The sequence below is a fragment of the Stenotrophomonas sp. INTA L402-1 genome (genome assembly GCF_059295135.1).
In genome coordinates, this window is record NZ_JCAFWP010000004.1 from 104,948 (window position 1) to 128,129 (window position 23,182).

At 66.7% G+C, this 23,182-nt stretch carries 28 protein-coding genes and 1 other RNA gene; 16 read left to right on the plus strand and 13 right to left on the minus strand.

Annotation, left to right across the window (positions count from 1 at the left end):
- Positions 1–8 precede the first annotated feature (8 nt).
- The 8 genes from AC5O77_RS05130 (at position 9) to AC5O77_RS05165 (ending at position 4,141) form a co-directional block, all read left to right on the plus strand.
- A complete protein-coding gene (locus AC5O77_RS05130) occupies positions 9–230 on the plus strand; it encodes a TIGR02449 family protein (protein ID WP_005410898.1) in 222 nt (73 codons plus the stop codon).
- The gene (locus AC5O77_RS05135; protein WP_005410899.1) at positions 227–523 is read left to right on the plus strand and encodes a cell division protein ZapA; all 297 of its coding nucleotides are present in this window, start codon (positions 227–229) and stop codon (positions 521–523) included. Before AC5O77_RS05130 ends, AC5O77_RS05135 begins: the two co-directional genes overlap by 4 nt.
- 153 nt (positions 524–676) lie before the next feature.
- Positions 677–862, plus strand: a non-coding RNA gene (gene ssrS, locus AC5O77_RS05140) — 6S RNA.
- Positions 863–945: 83 nt separating this feature from the next.
- A complete protein-coding gene (locus AC5O77_RS05145) occupies positions 946–1,539 on the plus strand; it encodes a 5-formyltetrahydrofolate cyclo-ligase (protein WP_478057749.1) in 594 nt (197 codons plus the stop codon).
- Positions 1,536–2,015, plus strand: coding sequence for an EVE domain-containing protein (locus AC5O77_RS05150; RefSeq protein WP_005410901.1), 480 nt, complete (start codon positions 1,536–1,538; stop codon positions 2,013–2,015). Before AC5O77_RS05145 ends, AC5O77_RS05150 begins: the two co-directional genes overlap by 4 nt.
- Positions 2,016–2,037: 22 nt before the next feature.
- Positions 2,038–2,685, plus strand: a complete 648-nt coding sequence (gene rpiA / locus AC5O77_RS05155; RefSeq protein WP_006389802.1) for a ribose-5-phosphate isomerase RpiA — start codon at positions 2,038–2,040, stop codon at positions 2,683–2,685.
- A gap of 21 nt (positions 2,686–2,706) precedes the next feature.
- Positions 2,707–3,150 carry a DUF192 domain-containing protein gene (locus AC5O77_RS05160; protein WP_049437177.1) on the plus strand — a complete coding sequence of 148 codons (444 nt, stop codon included), beginning with the start codon at positions 2,707–2,709 and terminating at the stop codon, positions 3,148–3,150.
- Positions 3,151–3,295: 145 nt separating this feature from the next.
- Entirely contained in the window at positions 3,296–4,141 is an 846-nt protein-coding gene (locus tag AC5O77_RS05165) for a SirB1 family protein (RefSeq protein ID WP_100473812.1), read from the plus strand.
- Positions 4,142–4,200: 59 nt separating this feature from the next.
- On the opposite strand, the gene AC5O77_RS05170 is transcribed toward AC5O77_RS05165, so the two are convergent.
- Positions 4,201–4,425, minus strand: coding sequence for a rubredoxin (locus AC5O77_RS05170; protein WP_080291769.1), 225 nt, complete (start codon positions 4,423–4,425; stop codon positions 4,201–4,203).
- Between the two features lie 34 nt (positions 4,426–4,459).
- Here AC5O77_RS05170 and thiE point away from each other — a divergent pair, with 34 nt between their 5' ends.
- Together thiE and hemL are read left to right on the plus strand one after the other, a co-directional pair.
- Complete coding sequence (thiE, locus tag AC5O77_RS05175; RefSeq protein ID WP_478057750.1) at positions 4,460–5,086, plus strand: thiamine phosphate synthase; 627 nt, start codon at positions 4,460–4,462, stop codon at positions 5,084–5,086.
- Between the two features lie 16 nt (positions 5,087–5,102).
- Positions 5,103–6,392 (plus strand): glutamate-1-semialdehyde 2,1-aminomutase, encoded by a 1,290-nt coding sequence (gene hemL, locus AC5O77_RS05180; RefSeq protein ID WP_478057751.1) that lies wholly within the window; start codon positions 5,103–5,105, stop codon positions 6,390–6,392.
- A 110-nt stretch (positions 6,393–6,502) separates the two neighbouring features.
- On the opposite strand, the gene azu is transcribed toward hemL, so the two are convergent.
- Positions 6,503–6,952 (minus strand): azurin, encoded by a 450-nt coding sequence (gene azu / locus AC5O77_RS05185; RefSeq protein WP_049460658.1) that lies wholly within the window; start codon positions 6,950–6,952, stop codon positions 6,503–6,505.
- Between the two features lie 123 nt (positions 6,953–7,075).
- Here azu and AC5O77_RS05190 point away from each other — a divergent pair, with 123 nt between their 5' ends.
- On the plus strand, positions 7,076–7,678 hold the full coding sequence (locus AC5O77_RS05190) for an HAD-IA family hydrolase (protein ID WP_494506548.1): 603 nt from the start codon (positions 7,076–7,078) through the stop codon (positions 7,676–7,678).
- A gap of 53 nt (positions 7,679–7,731) precedes the next feature.
- Here AC5O77_RS05190 and AC5O77_RS05195 read toward each other — a convergent pair whose 3' ends face one another.
- Complete coding sequence (locus AC5O77_RS05195) at positions 7,732–8,958, minus strand: acetylornithine transaminase (protein ID WP_006467246.1); 1,227 nt, start codon at positions 8,956–8,958, stop codon at positions 7,732–7,734.
- Between the two features lie 63 nt (positions 8,959–9,021).
- On the opposite strand from AC5O77_RS05195, the gene AC5O77_RS05200 reads away from it, so the two are divergent.
- Positions 9,022–9,894, plus strand: a complete 873-nt coding sequence (locus AC5O77_RS05200; RefSeq protein WP_279912592.1) for an ion transporter — start codon at positions 9,022–9,024, stop codon at positions 9,892–9,894.
- Between the two features lie 65 nt (positions 9,895–9,959).
- Here AC5O77_RS05200 and AC5O77_RS05205 read toward each other — a convergent pair whose 3' ends face one another.
- From AC5O77_RS05205 to AC5O77_RS05215, 3 genes are all read right to left on the minus strand, one after another.
- Positions 9,960–10,925, minus strand: coding sequence for a YiiG family protein (locus AC5O77_RS05205; protein ID WP_071228198.1), 966 nt, complete (start codon positions 10,923–10,925; stop codon positions 9,960–9,962).
- A gap of 17 nt (positions 10,926–10,942) precedes the next feature.
- A complete protein-coding gene (locus AC5O77_RS05210; protein WP_494506549.1) occupies positions 10,943–11,935 on the minus strand; it encodes a YiiG family protein in 993 nt (330 codons plus the stop codon).
- Between the two features lie 93 nt (positions 11,936–12,028).
- A complete protein-coding gene (locus tag AC5O77_RS05215) occupies positions 12,029–12,847 on the minus strand; it encodes an SDR family oxidoreductase (protein ID WP_478057753.1) in 819 nt (272 codons plus the stop codon).
- 108 nt (positions 12,848–12,955) lie between these two features.
- Between AC5O77_RS05215 and AC5O77_RS05220 the strand changes: the two genes are divergently transcribed.
- Positions 12,956–13,639: a hypothetical protein gene (locus AC5O77_RS05220; protein WP_478057754.1), complete on the plus strand. Its 684-nt coding sequence runs from the start codon at positions 12,956–12,958 to the stop codon at positions 13,637–13,639.
- A gap of 62 nt (positions 13,640–13,701) precedes the next feature.
- On the opposite strand, the gene AC5O77_RS05225 is transcribed toward AC5O77_RS05220, so the two are convergent.
- From AC5O77_RS05225 to AC5O77_RS05235, 3 genes are all read right to left on the minus strand, one after another.
- Positions 13,702–14,064, minus strand: a complete 363-nt coding sequence (locus tag AC5O77_RS05225) for a DUF4288 domain-containing protein (RefSeq protein ID WP_071228176.1) — start codon at positions 14,062–14,064, stop codon at positions 13,702–13,704.
- A 157-nt stretch (positions 14,065–14,221) separates the two neighbouring features.
- Positions 14,222–14,710: a DUF2867 domain-containing protein gene (locus tag AC5O77_RS05230; RefSeq protein ID WP_423175191.1), complete on the minus strand. Its 489-nt coding sequence runs from the start codon at positions 14,708–14,710 to the stop codon at positions 14,222–14,224.
- 14 nt (positions 14,711–14,724) lie between these two features.
- Positions 14,725–15,387 carry a serine/threonine-protein kinase gene (locus tag AC5O77_RS05235; protein ID WP_478057755.1) on the minus strand — a complete coding sequence of 221 codons (663 nt, stop codon included), beginning with the start codon at positions 15,385–15,387 and terminating at the stop codon, positions 14,725–14,727.
- A gap of 85 nt (positions 15,388–15,472) precedes the next feature.
- Between AC5O77_RS05235 and AC5O77_RS05240 the strand changes: the two genes are divergently transcribed.
- Entirely contained in the window at positions 15,473–17,467 is a 1,995-nt protein-coding gene (locus AC5O77_RS05240; RefSeq protein ID WP_478057756.1) for a bifunctional DedA family/phosphatase PAP2 family protein, read from the plus strand.
- A gap of 220 nt (positions 17,468–17,687) precedes the next feature.
- Here AC5O77_RS05240 and AC5O77_RS05245 read toward each other — a convergent pair whose 3' ends face one another.
- The 3 genes from AC5O77_RS05245 to AC5O77_RS05255 form a co-directional block, all read right to left on the minus strand.
- Positions 17,688–18,266, minus strand: coding sequence for an LON peptidase substrate-binding domain-containing protein (locus AC5O77_RS05245; RefSeq protein ID WP_010484006.1), 579 nt, complete (start codon positions 18,264–18,266; stop codon positions 17,688–17,690).
- Positions 18,263–19,627: a UDP-N-acetylmuramate:L-alanyl-gamma-D-glutamyl-meso-diaminopimelate ligase gene (mpl, locus tag AC5O77_RS05250; RefSeq protein ID WP_032128384.1), complete on the minus strand. Its 1,365-nt coding sequence runs from the start codon at positions 19,625–19,627 to the stop codon at positions 18,263–18,265. Before mpl ends, AC5O77_RS05245 begins: the two co-directional genes overlap by 4 nt.
- Before the next feature lie 328 nt (positions 19,628–19,955).
- Positions 19,956–20,519: an adenylate kinase gene (locus AC5O77_RS05255; RefSeq protein WP_032128385.1), complete on the minus strand. Its 564-nt coding sequence runs from the start codon at positions 20,517–20,519 to the stop codon at positions 19,956–19,958.
- Positions 20,520–20,655: 136 nt separating this feature from the next.
- On the opposite strand from AC5O77_RS05255, the gene AC5O77_RS05260 reads away from it, so the two are divergent.
- Together AC5O77_RS05260 and AC5O77_RS05265 are read left to right on the plus strand one after the other, a co-directional pair.
- A complete protein-coding gene (locus AC5O77_RS05260; protein ID WP_125894981.1) occupies positions 20,656–21,912 on the plus strand; it encodes a 6-phosphofructokinase in 1,257 nt (418 codons plus the stop codon).
- 119 nt (positions 21,913–22,031) lie between these two features.
- The gene (locus tag AC5O77_RS05265) at positions 22,032–22,421 is read left to right on the plus strand and encodes a DUF488 domain-containing protein (protein ID WP_478481983.1); all 390 of its coding nucleotides are present in this window, start codon (positions 22,032–22,034) and stop codon (positions 22,419–22,421) included.
- 72 nt (positions 22,422–22,493) lie between these two features.
- Here AC5O77_RS05265 and AC5O77_RS05270 read toward each other — a convergent pair whose 3' ends face one another.
- Complete coding sequence (locus tag AC5O77_RS05270) at positions 22,494–22,997, minus strand: hypothetical protein (RefSeq protein ID WP_494506550.1); 504 nt, start codon at positions 22,995–22,997, stop codon at positions 22,494–22,496.
- Positions 22,998–23,182: the final 185 nt, after the last annotated feature.

Consider the following 23,182-nt stretch of genomic DNA (forward strand, 5'->3'; position numbering starts at 1 on the left):
GTGCCCGTATGGAACCCGCCGATCCCCTTGCCCAGCTGCAGGACTTCGCTGCCCGCGTCGAAGCGTTGCTTGAACGCAACCAGCGCCTGGCCGAGGAGAACCGCAGCCTGCGCCACCAGCAGGAACAGCTGGTGGCCGAGCGTTCCACGCTGCTGGCCAAGAACGAGCAGGCACGCTCGCGGGTGGAAGCAATGATCAGCCGGCTCAAATCCCTGGAGCAGCACACATGAGCGCCGAACCGGTCAGTGTCCGCATCCTCGATCGTGAATACACCGTGGGTGTCGGCGGCGATGAACGCGACAGCCTGATGGCGGCCGCGCGCCTGCTCGATGCGCGCATGCGCGAAATCCGCGGCAGCAACCGCATGGCCGCGGTCGACCGCGTCGCCGTGCTGGCGGCGTTGAACCTGGCCCATGAACTGCAACTGCTGCGCGACGAGAACGCCCGCCAGGCAGTGGCCCTGCAGCAGACGCTGGCCGACCTGAACCGGCGCCTGGACCGCGCGATCGACGGCACCCCGTAGAAAAAGGGGACGGAGGGGATTAAGGCGCATTCGCCCCTTCTGTGCTGGAAACGTCTTAATCCCCTCCGTCCCCTTTTCTCATATCTGAATTGGCACGGACTGTTGCCGACGAACGGCCTATCCAGATCCTGCGTGCTGGCTATAATGGCCACGCGTTCTCTGCGGTACTCGACGGCATGTGCAAACATTCGCCTTGTCCCTTAAGAACGACACCGGGAGCGCGACAGCGCCGGGAGTGCAGGTCCGCCTTGTAGCGGGAAGCCCGATGGTTCTCCAGCGTTCCCACTTGAGCCCCCGGGTTCAAGGTCGTTTCGCATGCATCGACATTGCGGAGAATGCAATATTCCAGCAAGGGCGGCGTCTTCGGGCGTCGCCCTTGTTCTTTCCGGCACAATGACGGCTGATCCTTGCCGCACGCTGCCATGACCGACCCGCGCCAGGCCCTGCGCCACGACCTGCGGCAACGCCGCCGCGACCTTTCCGCCGCTGAGCGCATCGCCGCCGCCGAATCGCTTGCCGATGCCCTGCTGGCCCTGCCGTTCGCCCCGCGCGAAGGCGCCGTGGCCGGCTACTGGGCGCTGGATGGCGAAATCGCCCTGCACCGCTGGCAGCTGCAGCTGCCCGAAGGACTCACCTACTGCCTGCCAGTGCTGGCCGGCGACACGCTGCGCTTCGCGCCATGGCGGCCCGGGCAACCACTGACCAGCAACCGTTACGGGATCCCCGAGCCGGATGTGGCCGTGGAAGACACCCTGGAACCGGCGCAGATGGCGCTGGTGGTGACCCCGCTGGTGGGCTTCGACACACAGTGCCGGCGGCTGGGCATGGGGGGCGGCTGGTATGATCGCAGCTTCGCCTTCCGCCACGATCGGCCGGCGCCGCCCTGGCTGGTCGGCGCTGCATTCGCGGTGCAGCAGGTCGAGTCCTTGCCGGTGGCGTCGTGGGACGTGCCGGTGGATGCGATCTGCACCGAAGACGGCCCCCTGTTCCCCTCCGCTGCCCCCGTGAACCCATGACCGCCCGCAAGCGCTACTGGCTGATGAAGTCCGAACCGGACGCCTTCTCCATCGATGACCTGGCCAAGGTCAAGGTCGAACCCTGGAACGGGGTGCGCAACTACCAGGCGCGCAACTTCATGCGCGATGGCATGCAGGTCGGCGACGGCATCCTGTTCTACCACTCCAATACCAAGGTGCCGGGCATCGTCGGCCTGGCCACGGTGGCCAGCACGGCCTACCCGGACGACACCCAGTTCGACCCGAAATCCGACTATCACGACCCCAAGAGCACGCGCGAGAACCCGCGCTGGATGCTGGTGGACGTGGCCTTCGACCGCAAGCTCAAGCAGGTGATCGCGCTGGACGAGATCAAGCTGCACGCCGAAGAACTCGGCGAGGGCTTCCCGCTGGTTGCCAAGGGCAACCGCCTGTCGGTGTTCCCGGTGACCGCTGCGCAGTGGAAGCTGCTGCTGTCGCTGGAAAAGAAATCCTGATTCCCTGCCTGAGAGTTCTCCCATGTCCGAAGCCAAGCGCCTGGCCGCCGAGAAAGCCATCGAGTACGTAGAAGACGGCATGATCGTCGGTGTCGGCACCGGTTCCACCGTGGCCTATTTCATCGATGCCCTGGCCCGCATCCAGCACCGTATCAAGGGCGCCGTGTCCAGCTCCGAACAGAGCACCGCGCGCCTGAAGCAGCACGGCATCGAGGTGATCGAGCTGAACCACAGCGGCAACCTGTCGCTGTACGTGGACGGCGCCGATGAGTGCGATGCCAACAAGTGCCTGATCAAGGGTGGCGGCGCCGCACTGACCCGCGAGAAGATCATCGCCGAGGCCAGCGAGCGCTTCATCTGCATCGTCGACCCGAGCAAGCAGGTGCCGGTGCTGGGCAAGTTCCCGCTGCCGGTGGAAGTGATCCCGATGGCGCGCAGCCTGGTCGCCCGCCAGATCCGCGACATGACCGGCGGCCAGCCGACCTGGCGCGAAGGCGTGGTCACCGACAACGGCAACCAGATCCTGGACATCCACAACCTGCAGATCACCGACCCGGAAAAGCTGGAGCGCGAGCTCAACCAGCTGCCCGGCGTGGTCTGTGTCGGCCTGTTCGCACGCCGCCGCGCCGATGTGGTGATCGTCGGTGGTGAGCCGCCGGTCGTGCTCTGACCCTTTCGAAGGATCCTGACGATGTCGCTGTTGCGTTCGCTGCTGATGCTTCCGCTGCTGGCCCTGGCCGGCTGTGCTACCGACGCGGCCCGCCACTGGGTCGAGCTCGATGGCGCCCGCTACCAGGTCGAGTTGGCCACCAACGATGAAACCCGCGCGCGCGGGTTGATGTTCCGCGACCAGATGGCCGCCGATCACGGCATGCTGTTCATCCACGACCGCGAGGAAATGCAGGCGTACTGGATGAAGAACACCAAGCTTGCGCTGGACATCCTGTACTTCGACAGCCAGCGCAAGCTGGTCAGCCAGCAGCGCGATGTGCCGCCGTGCTCGGCCGGCGACATGTGCCCGCCCTATCCCAGCGGCGGCCCGGCGCGCTACGTGCTGGAGCTCAACGCCGGCCAGGCCGAGAAGCTGCAGCTGAAGGACGGCACCCAGCTGACCTTCGGCCCGGGCATCGAGTAACAAGGGTCCTGCCAGCGGTAGTGCCGGCCGCTGGCCAGCAACCCTGCAGGGGTCAGATCCCTTTCGCACGCGAAAGGGATCTGACCCCTGAATTTTTCACGCGGCACCGCTTGAAACCGCCTGCGAATGACGCCAGTCTGTGGCCATGCAGGACCGGATCACACTCCCCGACTGGGATGCACTGGCCGACCTCGAAGACGAGGCGCTGCCACTGTTGCCGACCGCGCTGCTGATCGCGCGCGATGAATACCCCGATCTGCAGCCGTCCACCTACGACGCGCTGATCCAGAGCCATGTCGACCACCTCCGTTCGGAAGTGGACAGCATCGACAACAGCCCGTTGAAGATGGCGGCGATCAACCGCCACCTGTTCGACGAGCTGGGCTACAGCGGCGACCACGACGAGTACTACGACCCGCGCAACAGCTACCTCAACCAGGTGTTCGAGCGCCGCCTTGGCAACCCGATCTCGCTGGCACTGGTGCAGATGGAAGTCGCGCGCCGGCTGGGCATTCCGCTCGACGGCGTATCCTTCCCCGGGCACTTCCTGGTGCGCCTGCCGGTGGACGACGGCGTGCTGGTGATGGATCCGTTCAATGGCGGCCGCCCGCTGGACGTGGACGAACTACGCGAGCGGGCCAAGTCACACCTGGGCGGGCAGATGCCCGACGACCAGGTGCTGGCGCAGATCCTCGACCCGGCGCCAGCGCGTGCGATCCTGATGCGCATGCTGCGCAACCTGCACGGCGTGTATGCCGAGGCCGGCGAATGGGACCGCGCCGCGCGCAGTGCCGACCGCCTGCTGAAACTGGCCCCGGAGCAGGACGACGCCCTGCGCGACCGTGGCCTGGCCTACCTGCAGCTGGAGTATCTGGCCGGTGCCCGCCATGACCTGGGGCAGTATCTGAAGCGCAATCCCGAGGCCAGCGATGCGCAGTGGCTGCGCGAGAAGCTGATCGACCTCGGTGGGCCAGTGCCGCGGCTGCATTGAGGGTGTCCGGTGTGCGGACCAACGGTCCGCACCCACAGAAGGGCCTGCAGGCCCCGCCATCAATCGACCTCGACCATCTCGAAATCGGCCTTGGTCACGCCGCAATCCGGGCAGGTCCAGGTCTCGGGAATGTCTTCCCAGCGCGTCCCCGGCGCGATGCCCTCCTCCGGCAAGCCTTCCGCTTCGCTGTAAAGAAAGCCGCAGACCACGCACATCCAGGTACGCAAGGTGGTGGGGGTGGCATCGCTCATCGGATAATCAAGGCTGGATTCACGGGCCGCCATTGTCCCATCGCGGTCCACTCACCGGTAGCCATCGATGACTTCTGCTTCCCCGGCGCCCCGCGGCGTCTACCTGATCACCCCGGACGAGCCCGATACCGCGCGCCTGCTGGACCGCACCGCGCCGCTGCTGGCCGCCGGCGCCACCTGGCTGCAGTACCGCAACAAGACCGCCAGCGGCGCGCTGCGGCGGGAGCAGGCCACCGCCCTGCAGGCGCTGTGCGAGGAACACGGCGTGCCGCTGATCGTCAACGACGACCCGGCGCTGGCCAAGGCGGTCGGCGCCGCCGGCGTGCATCTGGGCGGCACCGATGGCGACATCCCCAGCGCGCGTGCCCTGCTCGGCACCGACGCAATCATCGGCGCGTCCTGCTACGACCAGCTGGCCAATGCCGAGCAGGCCGTGGCGGCCGGCGCCAGCTACGTGGCCTTCGGTGCGTTCTTCCCGACCACCACCAAGGTCACCAACAGCCGCGCCCACACCGACCTGCTGCGGCAAAGCGCCGCACTGGGCGTGCCGCGGGTGGCGATCGGCGGCCTGACGCCGGACAATGTCGGTCCCATCATCGACGCCGGCGCCGATCTGGTCGCCGTGGTCAGCAGCGTGTTCGCCGCCGAAGACCCGGTTGCGGTCCAGCGCGCCTACCTCGCCCAGTTCGCGTAACGCCCAGGAAATCCGCATGAACCACGACCAGTCCCACGCCCTGTTCTCCCGCGCCCAGCAACTGTTGCCGGGCGGCGTCAATTCGCCGGTGCGCGCGTTCAAGTCGGTCGGCGGCGAGCCGTTCTTCGTCGAGCGCGCCGACGGTGCCTACCTTTACGACGTCGACGGCAACCGCTACATCGACTACGTCGGCTCCTGGGGCCCGATGATCGTTGGCCACAACCACACGGCGGTGCGCCAGGCGGTGAAGAAGGCGATCGACAATGGCCTGTCCTTCGGTGCGCCCTGCGCTGCCGAAGTGACCATGGCCGAGACCATCACCCGCCTGGTGCCGTCGTGCGAGATGGTGCGCATGGTCAACTCCGGCACCGAGGCTACGTTGTCGGCCATCCGCCTGGCGCGCGGTGCCACCGGCCGCAACCGCATCGTCAAGTTCGAAGGCTGCTACCACGGCCACGGCGACTCGTTCCTGGTCAAGGCCGGCAGCGGCATGCTGACCCTGGGCGTGCCGACCTCGCCCGGCGTGCCGGCCGGCCTGAGCGAACTGACCCTGACCCTGCCCTACAATGATTTCGAAGCGGCCACTGCACTGTTCGAGCAGCAGGGCGACGACATCGCCGGCCTGATCATCGAACCGGTGGTTGGCAATGCCAACTGCATCCCGCCGCGCGACGGCTACCTGCAGCACCTGCGCGAACTGTGCACGAAGCACGGCGCGCTGCTGATCTTCGACGAAGTGATGACCGGCTTCCGCGTCGCCCTCGGCGGCGCGCAGGCGCACTACGGCATCACCCCGGACCTGACCACCTTCGGCAAGATCATCGGCGGCGGCATGCCGGTGGGTGCCTACGGCGGCCGCCGCGAACTGATGCAGCAGATCGCCCCGGCCGGCCCGATCTACCAGGCCGGCACGCTGAGCGGCAATCCGGTGGCGATGGCCGCCGGCCTGGCGATGCTGGAGCTGATCCAGCAGCCGGGCTTCCACGCCGACCTGGCCGAGCGCACCGCGCGCCTGTGTGCCGGCCTGGAAGCGGCCGCCGCCAACGCCGGCGTGGTCGTGACCACCACCTGCGTGGGCGCGATGTTCGGGCTGTTCTTCACCAGTGAAAAAGTGGAGACCTATGCGCAGGCCACTGCCTGTGACATCCCGGCGTTCAACCGCTTCTTCCACGCGATGCTGGAGCAGGGCGTGTTCCTGGCACCGTCGGCGTACGAGGCCGGCTTCCTGTCCAGCGCGCACGACGATGCCGTGATCGAGGCCACGCTGGCCGCCGCACGCGTGGCGTTCAAGGCCGCCAAGGGCTGAGCCCGCTCTGCACGAAAAAGGGGACGGAGGGGATTAAGTCGTTTGTGCACAAACGACTTAATCCCCTCCGTCCCCTTTTTTGCTGGTAGAGCCACGCCATGCGTGGCTGCTCAACCGAAGACGAACTTGCCCTTCATCATCGCGAAGTGGCCGGGGAACGAGCAGAAGAAGGTGTAGTCACCGCCCTTCTGCAGGCCCTGGGTAGAGAAGCGCACGCGCGCGGTTTCACCACCGCCGATCACCTTGGTGTGCGCCAGCACGCGCTTGTCGGCCTTCGGCAGGTAGCTGTCGGCCAGGGTCATGCGCATGCCGGCCATCGCCACCGGCTGGTAATCCGCGCTGCGGGTCAGCACCCAGTTGTGGCCCATCGCGGTAGCGGCCAGCTTGCCGGTGTGGCGCAGGGTCAGATCCACGGCGGTGCAATCAGCGGCCACCTTGATCTCGCGGCTGCTGAAGCTCATCTGGTCGGTGCTGTCGATGCTCACCGCACACACCCGCGCCATCGCTGACGGCGCCAGCATCAGCGCGCCCAGTCCCACTGCCACCATCCAAGCCTTCATCGTTGCATCTCCTGCGGATTCAAGCGCCATTCTAGGCAGGCCCCTGCGGCCGCGTCTGCGACCGTCTGTCGCATGGCTGCTCCAGGGTTTCCCGCGTGTTCACTGCAATGGCATGCTCGACCAATGCGGATCGACCTGTTGCTGCTGGATGTGGATGGCGTGCTGGTGCAGTACCAGCGCGCGCAGCGCGTGCTGCACCTTGCGCAGGCGCTGGACGTCGCGCCGGAAACCGTGCAGGCCGCGCTGTACGACAGCGGGCTGGAAGCGGCACATGACGATGGCACGCTCGATGGCCCGGCCTATCTGGCGCAGCTGGGAGAGCTTCTAGGCACGACGGTCGATGTGACTGCTTGGACCGCGGCGCGGCGGGCAGCCAGCCATCCGCAGGCTGCCGTGTTGCAGCGGCTGCAGGCCCTGAAGTTGCCGATGGCAGTGCTGACCAACAACGGCGCGCTGATGCAACAGGCCTTGCCCACCCTGCTACCGGAACTGTTCCCTGCCCTGCAGGACCGCGTGTTCTGCAGCGCCGATTTCGGCCTGCGCAAACCGGCGCCGGAAGTCTTCCTGCGCACGCTTGAGGTACTCGGCGTGGCACCTGCGCGCACGCTGTTCGTCGATGACCTGTTCGCCAACGTGCGCGGCGCACGCGCCGCCGGCCTGCACGCGGAAACCGTGCGCGATGGCCGGGGATTGGGCAAGGTGTTGAAGCGTTACGCGGTGAGCTGATCGGGGTCAGAGCCCTCTCCGCAGGAGAGGGATCCGACCCCAGCGCCGCGGCGTCAGCGCGCGGCGATGAACGCAGCAATCGCTGCGCGCAGGCGCTTGAGGCCTTCGGCCACTTCTTCGTCGGTGATGTTCAGCGACGGCACGAAGCGCAGCACGTCCGGGCCGGCCTGCAGGGTCAGCAGGCCCTGCTCGGCGGCGTGGTCGAGGATCGCACCGGCCTGGCCGGCGAAGTCCTTGCTCAGCACCGCGCCCAGCATCAGGCCACGGCCACGCACGTCGCTGAACACACCGAACTCGTCGTTGATGCGGGCGAAGCCATCGCGCAGCGCCTTCGACTGGCGGCTGACGTTGGCGGCGATCTCCGCCGAGGCCAGCTTGCGCAGTGCCACGCGGGCCACCGCAGCAGCCAGCGGGTTGCCGCCGAAGGTAGTGCCGTGTGCGCCGAACTGCATGGTTTCGGCCACCTTCGGGCCGGCCAGCATCGCACCGATCGGGAAGCCACCACCCAGCGCTTTGGCCAGGGTGACCATGTCCGGCACCACATCGTCCTGCCAGTGCGCGAACAGCGTGCCGGTGCGGCCCATGCCGGCCTGGATCTCGTCCAGCACCAGCAGCGCGTTGTGCTGGTCGCACAGTTCGCGCACGCGCTTGAGGAAGCCGGACTTGGCCGGCATCACGCCGCCCTCGCCCTGGATCGGCTCCAGCATCACTGCAGCCACGTCGCCGGCGGCCATCGCGGTTTCCAGCTGCACCTCATCGTTGAAATCGATGTAGCGGAAGCCACCGGGCAGCGGCTCGTAGCCTTCCTGGTACTTCGGCTGGGCGGTGGCGGTCACCGCGCCCATGGTGCGGCCGTGGAAGCTGCCACGGAAGGTGATGATCACCCGCTTGTCGGCCGGGCGACCCTGGCTGGAGGCCCACTTGCGGACCATCTTGATCGCCACTTCGTTGGCTTCGGCGCCGGAGTTGCACAGGAACACGCGCTCGGCGAAGCGGCTGGCCTTCACCAGCTCCTCGGCCAGGTGCAATGGCGGCGCGCTGTAGAACACGTTGCTGGTGTGCCAGAGCTTGCCGGCCTGCTCGACCAGCGCGGCGACCAGGTCCGGGTCGTTGTGGCCCAGGCCACACACGGCGATGCCGGCGGCCAGGTCGATGAACTCGCGGCCCTGGCTGTCCCACACGCGGGCGCCCTGGCCTCGTTCCAGTACCACCTGGCGGGGCTTGTAGACCGGCAGGTAATAGTGCGAAAGGGAGATCAGCGGATCGGTAGCGGCGGTCATGGCAGTCGGCAGGGTTCAGGAATCCCCATTCTCGCGCCGGAACCCCTGCGGCACAATGCGCCCATGCGACCGTTTTCCGCCCCCCAGCTGAACCCCGCCACCGAGACCGGCTGGCGCCGTCGGTGGTTCGACATCATCTACCGCCACGACACCCGGCCTTCGCGCAATTTCGACCTGATCCTGGTGGTGGCGATCATCGCCAGCATCCTGGTGGTGATGATCGACAGCGTGCAGCACCTGCATGCCGAATGGTCCACCGGCCTGTACATCCTGGAATGGGGCTTCACGATCATCTTCACCGCCGAGTACCTGCTGCGGCTGGCGGTGGTCAAGCGCCCGCTGCGCTACGCGGTGAGCATCTGGGGCATCATCGACCTGCTGTCGATCCTGCCCGCCTACCTGTCGATGTTCATCCCCGGCGCGCAGAGCCTGCTGGTGGTGCGCGCGCTGCGCATCCTGCGCGTGTTCCGCATCCTCAAGCTGACCCGCTACATCGAGGAAAGCGGCATCCTGATGACGTCACTGTGGCGCAGCCGGCGCAAGGTGCTGGTGTTCCTGTTCACGGTGATCACCATCACCATCATCGCCGGTGCGCTGATGTACGTGATCGAGGGCCCCGAACACGGCTTCACCAACATCCCGGCCAGCATGTACTGGGCGGTGGTGACCATGGCCACAGTCGGCTTCGGCGACATCGTGCCGCAGACCGTGCTCGGCCGCTTCGTCACCTCGGTGCTGATCCTGATCGGCTACAGCATCATCGCCGTGCCCACCGGCATCTATACCGCCGAACTGGCCAGCACCATGCGTGAAGCCGAGCAGGCCGCGCGCCGCGATGCGCGCGGCTGCCCGGACTGTGGGCTGGAAGGCCATGAACCGGATGCACTGCACTGCCGCAAGTGCGGCGGCAAGCTGCCGGATGCGTTCAACCATTGAGGCAGATGCCGGCCAGCGGCCGGCACTACCTCTCGGCGGTTACGCATGGATGCGTGTGCCGTTGCTCATCGCATGCGGTTGCTGGTGGTCACCAGATCGTTGTATGCGGCGAGGATCGTTGACTGCGCTCCTTCCGGGTCGGTGGTGAGCCAACTGCCCGACGCCTTCCGCTCTGCCGCCAGCGCTTCGGCGGTGATCGGCTTGTGCTGCTCCAGGCGCTCGACGCCACGTCCCGCAGTACGCACCAGCTTGTCCGCCGAACGCTGCACGTGGCCCCACATCGGGTCGTCCTTGCCGACACCGCCGTTCTGGATTTCCGTCACCAGTGCCTGATAGTCAGCCAGCTGCACGCGCAGCGCGGCAACATCCGGTGCGTCGTCCTGGAACGCCGTGGCCAGTAGCTTGCCGTCGCCCAGCAGGCGAAGGTGATAGTAGGCCAGCGAGCGCCCTTCGCTCTCCTCGATCTGCTTCAGCTGCGCGGCACGGCGATCGTTCTCGTTCTTTTCCAGCGCCACATCCATCGCTTCGCTGGCCTTGAAGAAATCAGCATAGGCCTGCATCAGCGGGGCATGCTGGCTGCGCATCCCTTCACCGCCATCACGACGATAATCCTCGCGGGTGAAGTATCCATCGGCGCGCTCGACCAGGGTGTTCAATGCCTGGAAGGCCTGCTGATAGTCACGCGCGGGGCCATCCATCGGCAAGGCCGGGGTCTTCGCCAGCGCGTCGGTCAGTGGCTGGCCGCAGTACTCGACGCGGTGCGACAGCACCTTCCCGGGCGAACGCGGTTGCGCTTCCTTGCCGGTCGGGCCGGCTTCAGGGTCCTTCATCCAGCTGGTGTAGGTCTGGAAACCCTCGTGAATGGGTTGTTCAACGCCGTTGTAGCACTCGATGTAGGCGTTCACCTTCTCCAAGCTGGGGTCGGCCAGCGACAACCCTGCCGGTTTGTTGCAGCCGCTCAGGCCAGCCACAGCGCCGATCAGCAGCAGCGGCGCGATACGCAGACAGGAAGTCGTCATGGTCTCTCGCATGGGTGCTGGCGCGCCGGTCACTGGCGGTTGCTCTGGAAGACGAGCGTGTTGTATTCCTGCATGAGCTTGCTGGCAGAGCCACGCGGCGCCATCGACGGCGAATCAAGCATGCGTCGTTCGAAATCGGTGTAAGGCTTTTTCTCGCTGACGCGCTGCAGCCGCTCCTTGCCTTCGCGCCGGAAATTCTCGGCCCCACGCTCGAAGCCTTCCCAGTCCGACTTGCCCGGTTCCTGGTCGGCAACCTTGGCGTGCGCTTCATCGGAAATGCGGTTGAAGGCATCCAGGCGTTCGCGGGCCTTGGCCTGATCGAAATCATCCTCGCTCATCAGATCCATGATGGCCTTGGCTTCCAGCATCATCGCCAGACGGTAGTACTCGCGCGTGCGCCCCTCGGCCTGTTCCAGCGCCTTGAGCTGCTCGCGCTGGGCAGCGTCGTTCTGGCGCTCCAGCTCGACATTGAACGTTTCGCTGGCAGCCACGAAATCCTTGAAGGCGGCCATCAAGGGCGCGTGCAGCTGCTTGCCCTTGGCGAACTGGTCGTCTTCGTAGCCCTGGCGATCGTAGTAGTCATGCGCGCCCTTGCTGACCGGCACCAGCGCCTTCAGCGCCTGCTGGTAGTGACCTGCAGCCGCATCGAGTTCGGCCAGCGCCGGCTTGGCAGCAATCGCCTCGGTCACCGGAGCGTCGCACTGCTTCATGTCGTAGTCGCTGATCTCGAACGGGCCGTACACGTGCGTCTCGCGTCCGGTCGGGCCAGCGTCGACATCCTTGATCCAGCGCGTGTAGGACTGGATGCTGCCGTGGGTTTTCGAATCCAGCGCGTTGAAGCAGCCGATGTAGGCGTTGAGCTTGGCGGTCAACTGCTGCTGTGTATCGGACGGGGCCGTGCTGGCGTCCGGCGTGCCGGAGGCAGCGGCGGCGCCCGCAGCTGCGGGTGCCTTGCCACCGCAGGCGGTCAGGATCAACGACAGCGAAGCGGCCAGCGCCGCGACGGAAAGAGTGCGTGACATGTGCTCACATCCTTGTTGAAAACGATTACAGCCACGCATTCTAGCGCAGCAGGCCGAGGGTCGCAGCCCTCGGCCTCTTCCAGCGACGCGCGGTCAATCCAGGAACAGATCCGGCAGCAACGGCCGCGACGGATCCATCGCGTATCCGGAAAGATCGGTGATACCGGCCTGTGCCAGCACTTCATCGTCGATCAGGAACTGGCCGTGGAAGCCGGCCGCTTCACGCACCAGCACTGCATATGCGGCATCGGCCATGATCTGCGGCGTACGGCAGCCAGCCGCATCCACGCCCGGAATCATGTTGATCGCATCGGTGGCGATCACCGTGCGCGGCCATAGCGCATTCACCGCCACGCCCTGCGGACCGAATTCGGCGGCCAGGCCCAGGGTGACGAAGCTCATGCCCATCTTCGCCAGCGTGTAGCCGGTGTGCGGTGCCCACCACTTCGGCTCCAGGCTCGGCGGCGGCGCCAGGGTGAGGATGTGCGGGTTCGGCGCCTGCAGCAGGTACGGCAGGCAGGCCTGCGCACACAGGAAGCTGCCACGCGAATTGACCTGCTGCATCAGGTCGAAGCGCTTCATCGGCGTATCCAGCGTGCCGCGCAACCAGATCGCGCTGGCGTTGTTGATCAGGATGTCGATGCCACCGAAGGTATCGACCGTGGCCGCCACCGCCGCCTGCACCTGCTCTTCCTCGCGGATGTCGCACTTCAGGGCCAGGCCCTGGCCGCCAGCCGCCGTTACCGCTTCGGCCGCGGTATGGATGGTGCCCGGCAGCTTCGGGTTCGGCACCGACGACTTGGCCGCGATCGCCACGTTGGCCCCGTCGCGCGCAGCGCGCAGTGCGATGGCCAGGCCGATGCCGCGCGAGGCACCAGTGATGAAAAGCGTTTTGCCCTGCAGACTGCCCACGTTCCACACTCCAGCGTATGCAATGAGCCGCTAGTATGCCGCGCCGACGCGGAGTTCACCTGTCCTTGACGATACTCGGGCCTCCAGACAACGCACGAGGTCCACGCCATGCGCCGTTCCCGCCTGTTGCTGCCTGCCCTGGGGCTTGCCCTGCTGACTGCCTGCCAGGGCCGTTCGCCGGAACCCGGAAAGGAGCCGCCCGCCGGTGACGCGCCCAGCGCGGAGAAGGCCGCCGCCGACGGCAAGATGCGCTGGAGCGAGGCGGTGGTCTGGGATGGCGATCTCAACGCCTGCCGCCAGGGCGAGAATGCTGCGACCCGCGATTGCCTGCGTGATGCGATGCGCGCCGGTGGCGCCAGTACCGATGCCGTTACCGCCGCCGAGCAGTTGTCCAGCGGCGGTGAGCTGGCCTATGTGACCGCCTGGCACGAGAACGAAGGACTGGGCATTGCCACGGTCGAGTATCCGTTCCGCGCCAACACCAATGAAGGCACCCGCCTGGTCGATGCCAGCGGCAAGCGCATCGATGTGGATGCCGTGCAGTTGGACGACACCCTGCGTGCCGACCCCACTGTGCAGGAGCTGCTGAAGGCCAACCCGCAAGCCACGCCGTTCGCACCGGCGCAGTCGGCCGGCGCTTCGCCATTGGATAACGGCGGCATCCGCCTGCTGTACCGCACGCCGCTGCGCGACTGCCACGCCTGCCCGGATGTGGGGCAGCTGCAGATCGCCTATGACTTCGATGCCAAGCGCAACTTCATCGGCCAGCAGGTGGTGCCGGCGACGCCGTAAAGCCACGGCCCCCTATAGAGCCGAGCATGGCTCGGCTCTACATTTCTATTCCTGGTACAGCTCTATTCCTGGTACAGCACTGCCACGCCATCACCACGGGCAAGCCGCTTCACCTGGTCCAACGTATCCACCGCCATGACGGAGTACGTGACCTCCACACCCGAGTGCAGGCGTCCCTCGGCAGTGTCCTCATCACTCGCCACTGATATCAGCTTGCGAATTCCGGCGAATCGATAGAGGGAAGGCCTACCGTCTTCACCCACCAGGCGACCGGTCAGATCCTCATACCCGGAAGCAAGCGCTTCTGCATTCTCAAGAGCGTGTTCATCGTTGTCGGCACTGATCAGATACACGTTCTCATGCACCCGGAACGCCCCCTGTCCTGGACTCTCGTAGTAGAAAATGGCGTGTGCGCAATACCAGATGCATCACCTCAATGATTCTTTTGCGGGTTGTCCCTGGTTTGGATCTCGCGAGCCTTCTGCTGCCAGCGGAATCCACATTTATGCGGCACTTGGCAATGAGCCGTTTAGCCGTTAAGCAGCCCACGGATCACAAACCACATCCACGCATGGCCTGGATCTACCGGTACAACCGCACCTGCTTCTCCAGCAGATGCGGCACGATCAGCCGATGCACGGGCGCAACCGGCAGCATGTACACGCGCCCGAACGCGTTGTGCGTATGCACCACGGTCGCCACTTCCAGCACGTCGCCCTGCCACTGCAGCGCCAGCTGCACGCGCAGGTGGCGGTCGTCGTCTTCCAGCACGATGGCATCGTCGTCCAGCGACTGCAGGGTGAAGATGCCCAGCCGCTGGCCGGGTTGAGGATCCGCAACAACCTGCACCGCCCGCAACGAGCCCAGGTGCTTCATGCCGAGCAGGCGCATGCCGTGGTTGCGCAGCGCCATCAGCCCATCGAACCAGCCGGGAATGGTCGCGGCCATATCGCGGTAGGCCTGCAGGGCCGAGCGCCCATCGCGACGAGTCGTCGCCTGGCAGGCGTGCACGAAGTCGGCACCGGGCAATTGCGCACGCAGCACACTGCAGGCAGTTGGCGGCCTGCTCACGACGGACGCACTGCTCACGGCTTCGGCCCCTGCCCTTCGTTGTCTTCCCAATGCAGGATGCGGCGGGTCACGAAGCGATAGACCGGCTTGCCGGTGGCAAACCACAGTTCGCGCACCCACGAGGTGCGCTTGAGCACGCGCTTCTCCACCGGGGTGAGCGACTCGCGGCAATACATGCGCTTGTGCTTGAGCAGGTGGCGCAGGTCCTCGCGGGCCAGCAGCCGCATCCAGCGCGAGCGCGGGTTGCCGATCACCGCCAGCTGGAAGTCGATCAGCGCCGGACGACCGTCTTCGGTGACCAGCCAGTTGGCTTCCTTGGCCAGGTCGTTGTGGGCCACGCCATTGCGGTGCAGCTGCTGCAGCAGCCGACGCGCCGAGCGGAACCAGGCCAGGTCACCGCGTGGTGGACGCTGGTACATGGCGTCGCCGGCCATGAAACTGCGATCGAGATGACGGCCATCCCACGCCAGCAGCTGCGGCACATCGGCCATGCCGTGGATGTGGCGCAGCGCGCGTGCTTCCCGGCGGGCCAGCCACCAGGCCGGCAGCCGCAGCCACAGCGGCGTGGCGCCCAGATCACGGCGCACGAAGGGGCCATCGGGCCCTTTCACAAGAAGGATCTGGCCGAAGCTGTCGGCCTTCAAAGCATGCGATGGAGCGTCTGGCGTATGCGGCATGGGGCCATTCTAGGCGAAGGCGCCGGTTGCAAACGGTCACGAAGCGGCTGGGAACCAGTCACCTTCACGCCCCTATAATCGGGCAATGGACTCTTCATGGATCGACGCCACGCTCGCGTGGATTGCCGCTCACCCCGTGTTGGCGGGTGCCGTTATCTTCCTCATCGCCTTCTGCGATGCGGTGATCATTCTTGGCGCCATCGTGCCGGCGCTGCCGTTGCTGTTCGCGGTGGGCGTGTTCATCGGCCTGGGCCAGATCTCCGGGCCATACGCGGTGGCGGCAGCCGCCCTGGGCGCGTTCGCTGGTGACGGCATCAGTTACTGGATCGGCCGACGCTGGGGCGACCGCCTGCGCGGCATCTGGCCGTTCAGCCGCTACCCGCAGCTGCTCGACCGCGGCGAGAACCTGTTCCGCCGCAACGCCTTCAAGAGCATCCTGATCGCACGCTACGTCGGCGCGATCCGACCGTTCGTGCCGGCCATCGCCGGCATGATGAAGATGCCCGCCAGCCGTTACGTGCAGGCCAGCGGCATCGCCAGCATCTCCTGGGCGGTGCTGTTCCTGGCGCCGGGCTGGATTCTTGGCGAAGCTTACGACGCAGTCGCGGCGGTGGCCGGGCGTCTGGTGGTGGTGGTCGGCCTGCTGGCGGTGATCCTCGGCCTGGTCTGGGCCATCGTTCTGTACGGCTATCGCTGGTCGGCCGCGCGCATGGACAACTGGCTGGCACGCCTGCTGGACTGGTCCAACCGCCACCCGACGCTGGGCCGCTACACCGTCGGCGTGCTTGATCCCAAGCGCCGCGAATCGGTGCCGCTGGCGATGCTGGCGTTGATGCTGCTGGTACTGGGCTGGGGCTGGTTCGCGTTACTGACCGTGGTGGTCGCACACGGCGAGCCGCTGGCGATCGACCTGCTGGTGCACCAGGCCATGCTGGCGCTGCGCAATCCGCTGGCCGACTACCCGATGGCCGCGCTGGCATCGCTGGGCGCCTGGCAGGTACTGCTGCCGGCCACCGCGGCGGCGATGGGCTATCTGATCTGGCGCCGGCGCTGGATGGCAGCCGCGCACTGGCTGGCCGCGCTTGCCTTCGGCCTGGCCCTGACCATGCTGCTCGGCGCCACCGTGGATGTGGTGCGCCCGGTCGATGCCAGCAGCGGCTTTGGCTTCCCGTCGGTATCGGTGACCATGGCCACCATCACCTTCGGTTTCTTCGCGGTGCTGATCGCCCGCGAGATGCCGGGTCGCACCCGCGTCTGGCCGTACCTGGTGTCGGGCATCGTGGTCAGCCTGATCGGCTTCTCGCGCCTGTACCTGGGTGCGCATTGGCTGAGCGATGTGATCGGCGGCATGCTGTTCGGCACGTTCTGGCTGCTGGTGCTGGGCATCGCCTACCGCCGCCGCTTCAACCGCTCGTTCTGGGTGAAGCCGGTGGCCTGGCTGTTCTACGGCGTCTTCGCCGTGGCGGCGATGTGGTACGCGCCGCGCCACATTCCGGTGAAGCTGGAGCGGTTCGAGCCGACCCTGCCGGCACCGCAGGCGATGGATGCGCAAGCCTGGTGGCAGCACGACTGGGCCACGCTGCCGGCGCGCCGCAACGAGTTCGACGACGACCAGCGCTGGCCGCTGGACGTGCAGGTGGCGGGCCCGCTGGCGCCGCTGCAGGCGCAGCTGGAAGCCCGCGGCTGGAAGCGGCAGGAGCAGGCCGGCTGGCAGCAGGCGCTGCTGATGCTGGACAAGAACACCGGTGCCGACGAGCTGCCGGTATTGCCGGCAACGCTGGATACCCGCGTGGAAGCACTGCTGATGGTACGCCAGGGTGCGAAGCCGGATGAGCGCTATGTGCTGCGCTTGTGGCCGGCACCCGCGCAACTGCAGCCGGGCAACACGCCGCTGTGGCTGGGCAGTGCACAGACCCTGCGTTACGAGCGCCACTTTGAATGGATCGGCATGTGGCACCCGCTGCGGGGTGTCGACCCGGCGTTGAACGCGGTGAAGGACGCCGTGCAGGACCTGCCGCAGCGGGAGGATGTGCACAGCGAAACCGGGCTGCCGGTGTTGCGGTTGAAGACCACGCAGTGATGGCGCCGGTGCTTCTCTGGTAGTCGCCAACCTTGGTTGGCACTTCGGGTGAAGGCTGCCAACCAAGGTTGGCAACTACTGGTTCCGGCGCGCTCTGTCCGTCGCCGACCCTGGTTGGCGTTTCCCGGTTCCGCCGCGCTCTGGCCGTCGCCGACCCTGGTTGGCGTTTCCCGGTTCCACTGCGCTCTGGTAGTGGCCAACCTTGGTTGGCGGTTACCGGCTACGGCATCCAGCCCAGCAACTGCTGCAACCGCTGGTGTGGGTCGTCCATCTGCAGCAGCTGCAGGCGCTGCTGCTCGCTCAGTGGCAGCAGTTCGGCCAGCCGCCAGCCGACCCAGCTGGCCTGGTCCAGCAATGCCGGGTTGGCCGGCGCATAGGCCTCGCCGGCCTGTTCGATGATGTGACCCAGCACCGTGGCCAGCAGCGCATGCTGCGGCCGTAGCTCATCGTCCGGGTCTTCATCACACCAACGCACGTCGGCCACCACCAGGCCGTTGTCGCGTACGCGGGTGCGCTCGACATGGAAGCGGCGGGTGCCACGCAGGCGCAACTGCAGCACGCCGTCTGCGCCGACATCAAAGTCTTCGATGCGTACCTGCACGCCATACGCTGCCGGTGTCGCCGGGGCTCCCACTTCCTGGCCGTCGAGGATCAGGCAGACACCAAAGCCTTCGCCACTGCGGCCGCTGTCGCGGACCAGGTCCAGATAGCGGCGCTCGAATACACGCAGGCCCACCGCCGCACCCGGCACCAGCGTGGTGTGCAGCGGAAACAGCGGCAGCGAACCGTCGACGCTCATCGGGCCTGCAGCGCGGCCAGGAAACGGCGCGGTGCACCGTCGAAGCCACCGTTGGACATGAACACCACGTGGTCACCACTGCGCGCGCTGGCCTGCAATTGCGCCAGCAACGCGTCGGTATCGGGCACCGCGTGCGCTTCGCCACGCACCGCGGCGATCACCGCAGCGGCATCCCAGGCCAGTTCCGGGCGATGCAGGAACACCACTTCATCGGCCAGCGCCAGCGACGGAGCCAGCGCCTGCGCGTGTGCGCCCAGCCGCATCGAATTGCTGCGCGGCTCCATCGCGACCACGATGCGCGCATCACCCACCTTGGCACGCAGGCCTTCCAATGTGGTGGCGATCGCGGTCGGGTGATGGGCGAAGTCATCGTAAATGGTGATGCCATCATGCTGGCCGATCACTTCCATGCGGCGCTTGACGCTGCGGAAGCGTGACAACGCAGGAATCACGTCGGCCGGTGCCACGCCCACCGCATGCGCGGCAGCCAACGCAGCCAGGCCGTTGAGCACGTTGTGGCGGCCCAGCAACGACCACTGCACGTCGCCCATTGCCTGCCCGCGGTGATGCACGCGAAACGCGCTGCCATCGGCGGCCAGCAGCTCGGCATGCCATTCCAGCGACGGATCGAATCCGAAGCGTTCGACCGGCGTCCAGCAGCCCATCGCCAGCACTTCGGCCAGATGCTGATCCTCGCCGTTGACGATCAGTCGGCCACGCGCCGGCACCGTGCGCACCAGATGGTGGAACTGGCGCTGGATCGCGGCCACGTCGGGGAAGATATCGGCGTGGTCGTATTCAAGGTTGTTGAGGATGGCCACCAGCGGCCGGTAGTGCACGAACTTGCTGCGCTTGTCGAAGAAGGCGGTGTCGTACTCGTCGGCCTCGACCACGAACTCGCGGCCCTGCCCCAGGCGGGCGGAGACGCCGAAATCCTCGGCTACGCCGCCGATCAGGAAACCGGGTGAACGACCGGCGCTTTCCAGCAGCCAGGTGAGGATGGTGGTGGTGGTGGTCTTGCCGTGGGTACCGGCCACGGCCAGGGTGTCGCGGCCCGGCAGCACCTGTTCGGACAGCCACTGGGCGCCGGAGATGTAGCGCTGGCCGGCGTCGAGCACGGCCTCCACGGCCGGGTTGCCGCGCGAGAGCGCGTTGCCGATCACCACCTCGTCGGTGCCGGCCGGCACGCTGTCGGCGCGGTAACCCTGGTCCAGGGTGATGCCCAGCTGTTCGAGCTGGGTCGACATCGGCGGATAGATGGCCTGGTCGCTGCCGCTGACCGTATGGCCCAGTTCCCGCGCCAGGGCGGCCACGCCGCCCATGAAGGTGCCGGCGATTGCAAGGATATGTACGCTGCTCATGACCGAGGATTGTGACCGATGACGGCTGTATAGGGCCAATGTCCGATCCGGGGTAAGACAAGTCCTACACAGGATGTGAGAAAACTCCAATCATCTGTCAGGGAAATCCCGATAGCGATGTTCTGTGAACCCGGACACAATTCGAACTGCCAGCCGCAGTACCCGAACCGGTCCTACTCCCCAAGAGGCCATCCCCAAGGGAGCTCATGCTGCGGGGCCCTGAGCAAGCCCTCTGCTGGCGCCTATCAAACGACACAGGCCTGGTCCTCGCGGACCAGGCCTGTGCTTTTTGCGCCCGAAGGACCGGCAGTGCACCCGCCCTGCAGGATCAACCTTTGATCGCCGCCAGGATGCGGGCTTCGATCTCGTCCAGCTCACCGACGCCGTCGACGCGGGCCAGGGTGCCACGGCCGGCGTAGAAGTCGACCACCGGGGCGGTCTGGTCGTTGTAGACCTGCAGGCGCTGGCGCACCGCTTCCGGCGTGTCATCGGCGCGGCCCTGTTCCTTGGCACGACCGGCGATGCGCTCGACCAGCAGCTCGGTGGCCACGTCCAGCTGCACCACGGCATCCAGCGGCTGGCCGATCTTGGCCAGCAGGCCGTCCATCGCATTGGCCTGGGCCACATTGCGCGGGTAGCCATCGAGGATGAAGCCCTTGGCGACATCGGCCTGGGTCAGGCGCGACTCCAGCATGCCCAGCAGGATGTCGTCCGACACCAGGTTGCCGGCATCCATCACCGTCTTGGCCTGCTTGCCCAGCTCCGTGCCCGCGGCGATTTCCGCGCGCAGCATGTCACCGGTCGAAATGTGGGCGATCCCCAGCTTTTCCTTCAGGCGCGTCGCCTGTGTCCCCTTGCCCGAACCGGGCGGTCCCAACAGAACCAATCGCATTGACCTGACTCCAACGTGTTGAAAACAAAGAAGGTTCGCGTCCCGGACGGACCGGTATCGCTGCACCGCAATAGCGCCACTTTACCGCATCCGGGTAATGTCCCTGCAATGTCCCCTCCCCCGAGCAGGTAGAAGCATGCGCAACGGTACTCTCCTTTATGCCCAGTCCGGCGGTGTCACCGCAGTCATCAATGCCACTGCAGCGGCGGTGATCGAGCAGGCCCGGGCCAAGGGCATCAAGGTCCTGGCCGCCCGCAACGGCATCCTCGGCGCACTGCGCGAGGAACTGATCGACACCAGCAAGGAGAGTGCTGCGGCCATCCGCGCCCTCGCCCACACCCCGGGCGGCGCCTTCGGTTCGTGCCGGGTCAAGCTGAAATCGCTGGACGCCGACCGTGCCCGCTACGACCGCCTGCTGGAAGTGCTGCGCGCGCACGACGTGCGCTGGTTCCTCTACAACGGCGGCAACGACTCGGCCGACACCGCGCTGAAGGTCTCGCAGCTGGCCAAGGCCTCCGGCTACGACCTGACCTGCATCGGCGTGCCCAAGACCATCGACAACGATCTGGCGGTGACCGATACCTGTCCGGGCTTCGGCTCGGCGGCCAAATACACCGCCGTGTCGGTGCGCGAGGCGGCGCTGGACGTGGCGGCAATGGCCGAGACCTCCACCCGTGTCTTCATCTACGAGGCCATGGGCCGCCACGCCGGCTGGCTGGCTGCGGCCGCCGGCCTGGCCGGCAATGGCGATGACGAGGCCCCGCACATCATCCTGCTGCCCGAACGCGCCTATGACGAAGCGGCGTTCCTGGCCAAGGTCAAGGCGGTGGTCGAGCGCGTCGGCTACTGCGTGGTGGTGGCGTCGGAAGGCATCGCCACCGCCGATGGCCGCTTCGTCGCCGACGCCGGTGGCGGCAAGGACTCGTTCGGTCACTCGCAGCTGGGCGGCGTGGCCGCGCACCTGGCCGGCCGGGTCAAGGACCAGCTGGGCCTGAAGGTGCACTGGGCGCTGCCCGATTACCTGCAGCGCTCGGCCCGCCACCTGGCCAGCAAGACCGACTGGGAGCAGGCGCAGGCGGTCGGCAAGGCCGCCGTGCAGCTGGCACTGAAGGGCCAGAACGGAGTGATGCCGGTGATCGTGCGCAGCACCGATGCGCCCTATCGCTGGAAGATCGAAGCGGCGCCGCTGTCGAAGATCGCCAATCATGAAAAGAAGATGCCCGCCGGCTTCATCCGCCGCGACGGCTTCGGCATCACCGCCAAGGCACGCGCCTACCTGTCGCCGCTGATCAAGGGCGAAGCCCCGCTGCCGTACGGCACCGACGGCCTGCCGAAGTACGTGACGCTGAAGAACGTGGCCGTGAAGCAGAAGCTGCCGGCCTTCGAGGGCTGAGCCGAAAAAGGGGACGGAGGGGATTAAGTCGCATCTGCCCCTCCGTCATCTCCTACAGCGTCAGCAGTGGGTCGGATACGACTTAATCCCCTCCGTCCCCTTTTTAGTGGAGGCACACCTTGGCACTGCGAGTTGTTCGACTGGGTACGCCGCGCCACCCCGGCGAGGGCCTGCGTATCGGTACCGTGCGGCGGCCGCCGCGCGGCGTGCCGCGCAGTGAGTTCGCGGTACAGGACTGGTACGACGTCTGGTTCCCGACCCTGTCACCCAGCGCGGAACTGGTAAAGCGGGCGCACGAAGCGAAAACCGCGGCCGACTGGAATGCGTTCTTCCGCCACTACAAGGCCGAGATGAAGGCGCCGGACGCGGCCCACGCGCTGGACCTGCTGGCCGCGATGTCACAGCACAGCGACATCAGCGTGGGGTGCTACTGCGAGGATGAAGCGCATTGCCATCGCAGGGCCCTGCGAGAGCTGCTGGTGGCGCGCGGGGCGACGCTGGCGGAGTGATGATTGCAGGGTTGCCGGCCAGCGGCCGGCACTCCCCGTGGATGACCGCGCGGGTACATCGCCCACGCAATTTCAATTGCAGGCCTTGCCTTCCATCTGCAGCTGCGCGGCGAACATCGTCACCTGCGGAATCTGGCCGGCGGCGGCCTGCTTCTTGGCCTCTTCCAGATAGATGCGCGACTGGCCCTGCCCGTCCAGCTCGACCTTGTTGCTCGACGGCAGGCGCCACACCCGCACTACCGCCTGCTGCGCCGGGCACGCGGCATTGGGTACGCGGATCACATCATTGAGCTTCCAGCCCTTGTCCACACTCGGCTGCGCCTTGGCATAGTCGACGAAGCGCGCGCGCGGCTGACACTGCTCGCTGGTCCGCACCGGTGCGAAGCGATACGGCTCGGCCGCCTGACCGGTGAAGGCACCTTCCAGGCGCGCGCAGGCCTCGGGAATCTGCCGCAGGGTGTGCACCGCGCCCACGGCCTGGGGGGCACCCACGGCACGCTGCAGCTCCGGGGCTTCCGCGGCGAGTGCCGGTACGGCCGGGACCAGGGCGGCAAGCATCAACAGGGACAGGCGCATGGGGAATCTCCTACGGGACTGAGCGCAGGCTTGCAGAGGCTGGCTTAACGGGGTGCAAAGGCCTGCGGCTTTCGAATCATGCCCATGGACTGGCGGCATGCGGCGGGGCTCGTAAAAACCAGTCGAGCACGGCTCGACTCTACAGTGCGCGGCACGCATACTGCGGGCACCAGGGAATGCTGAAC

What these genes read in the sequence shown, in the direction of transcription:
- AC5O77_RS05130 (WP_005410898.1), top strand. Translation starts at nt 9, where the DNA reads ATGGAACCCGCCGATCCCCTTGCCCAGCTGCAGGACTTCGCTGCCCGC.
- AC5O77_RS05135 (WP_005410899.1), top strand. Translation starts at nt 227, where the DNA reads ATGAGCGCCGAACCGGTCAGTGTCCGCATCCTCGATCGTGAATACACC.
- AC5O77_RS05145 (WP_478057749.1), top strand. Translation starts at nt 946, where the DNA reads ATGACCGACCCGCGCCAGGCCCTGCGCCACGACCTGCGGCAACGCCGC.
- AC5O77_RS05150 (WP_005410901.1), top strand. Translation starts at nt 1,536, where the DNA reads ATGACCGCCCGCAAGCGCTACTGGCTGATGAAGTCCGAACCGGACGCC.
- rpiA (WP_006389802.1), top strand. Translation starts at nt 2,038, where the DNA reads ATGTCCGAAGCCAAGCGCCTGGCCGCCGAGAAAGCCATCGAGTACGTA.
- AC5O77_RS05160 (WP_049437177.1), top strand. Translation starts at nt 2,707, where the DNA reads ATGTCGCTGTTGCGTTCGCTGCTGATGCTTCCGCTGCTGGCCCTGGCC.
- AC5O77_RS05165 (WP_100473812.1), top strand. Translation starts at nt 3,296, where the DNA reads ATGCAGGACCGGATCACACTCCCCGACTGGGATGCACTGGCCGACCTC.
- AC5O77_RS05170 (WP_080291769.1), bottom strand. Translation starts at nt 4,425, where the DNA reads ATGGCGGCCCGTGAATCCAGCCTTGATTATCCGATGAGCGATGCCACC.
- thiE (WP_478057750.1), top strand. Translation starts at nt 4,460, where the DNA reads ATGACTTCTGCTTCCCCGGCGCCCCGCGGCGTCTACCTGATCACCCCG.
- hemL (WP_478057751.1), top strand. Translation starts at nt 5,103, where the DNA reads ATGAACCACGACCAGTCCCACGCCCTGTTCTCCCGCGCCCAGCAACTG.
- azu (WP_049460658.1), bottom strand. Translation starts at nt 6,952, where the DNA reads ATGAAGGCTTGGATGGTGGCAGTGGGACTGGGCGCGCTGATGCTGGCG.
- AC5O77_RS05190 (WP_494506548.1), top strand. Translation starts at nt 7,076, where the DNA reads ATGCGGATCGACCTGTTGCTGCTGGATGTGGATGGCGTGCTGGTGCAG.
- AC5O77_RS05195 (WP_006467246.1), bottom strand. Translation starts at nt 8,958, where the DNA reads ATGACCGCCGCTACCGATCCGCTGATCTCCCTTTCGCACTATTACCTG.
- AC5O77_RS05200 (WP_279912592.1), top strand. Translation starts at nt 9,022, where the DNA reads ATGCGACCGTTTTCCGCCCCCCAGCTGAACCCCGCCACCGAGACCGGC.
- AC5O77_RS05205 (WP_071228198.1), bottom strand. Translation starts at nt 10,925, where the DNA reads ATGCGAGAGACCATGACGACTTCCTGTCTGCGTATCGCGCCGCTGCTG.
- AC5O77_RS05210 (WP_494506549.1), bottom strand. Translation starts at nt 11,935, where the DNA reads ATGTCACGCACTCTTTCCGTCGCGGCGCTGGCCGCTTCGCTGTCGTTG.
- AC5O77_RS05220 (WP_478057754.1), top strand. Translation starts at nt 12,956, where the DNA reads ATGCGCCGTTCCCGCCTGTTGCTGCCTGCCCTGGGGCTTGCCCTGCTG.
- AC5O77_RS05235 (WP_478057755.1), bottom strand. Translation starts at nt 15,387, where the DNA reads ATGCCGCATACGCCAGACGCTCCATCGCATGCTTTGAAGGCCGACAGC.
- AC5O77_RS05240 (WP_478057756.1), top strand. Translation starts at nt 15,473, where the DNA reads ATGGACTCTTCATGGATCGACGCCACGCTCGCGTGGATTGCCGCTCAC.
- AC5O77_RS05245 (WP_010484006.1), bottom strand. Translation starts at nt 18,266, where the DNA reads ATGAGCGTCGACGGTTCGCTGCCGCTGTTTCCGCTGCACACCACGCTG.
- mpl (WP_032128384.1), bottom strand. Translation starts at nt 19,627, where the DNA reads ATGAGCAGCGTACATATCCTTGCAATCGCCGGCACCTTCATGGGCGGC.
- AC5O77_RS05255 (WP_032128385.1), bottom strand. Translation starts at nt 20,519, where the DNA reads ATGCGATTGGTTCTGTTGGGACCGCCCGGTTCGGGCAAGGGGACACAG.
- AC5O77_RS05260 (WP_125894981.1), top strand. Translation starts at nt 20,656, where the DNA reads ATGCGCAACGGTACTCTCCTTTATGCCCAGTCCGGCGGTGTCACCGCA.
- AC5O77_RS05270 (WP_494506550.1), bottom strand. Translation starts at nt 22,997, where the DNA reads ATGCGCCTGTCCCTGTTGATGCTTGCCGCCCTGGTCCCGGCCGTACCG.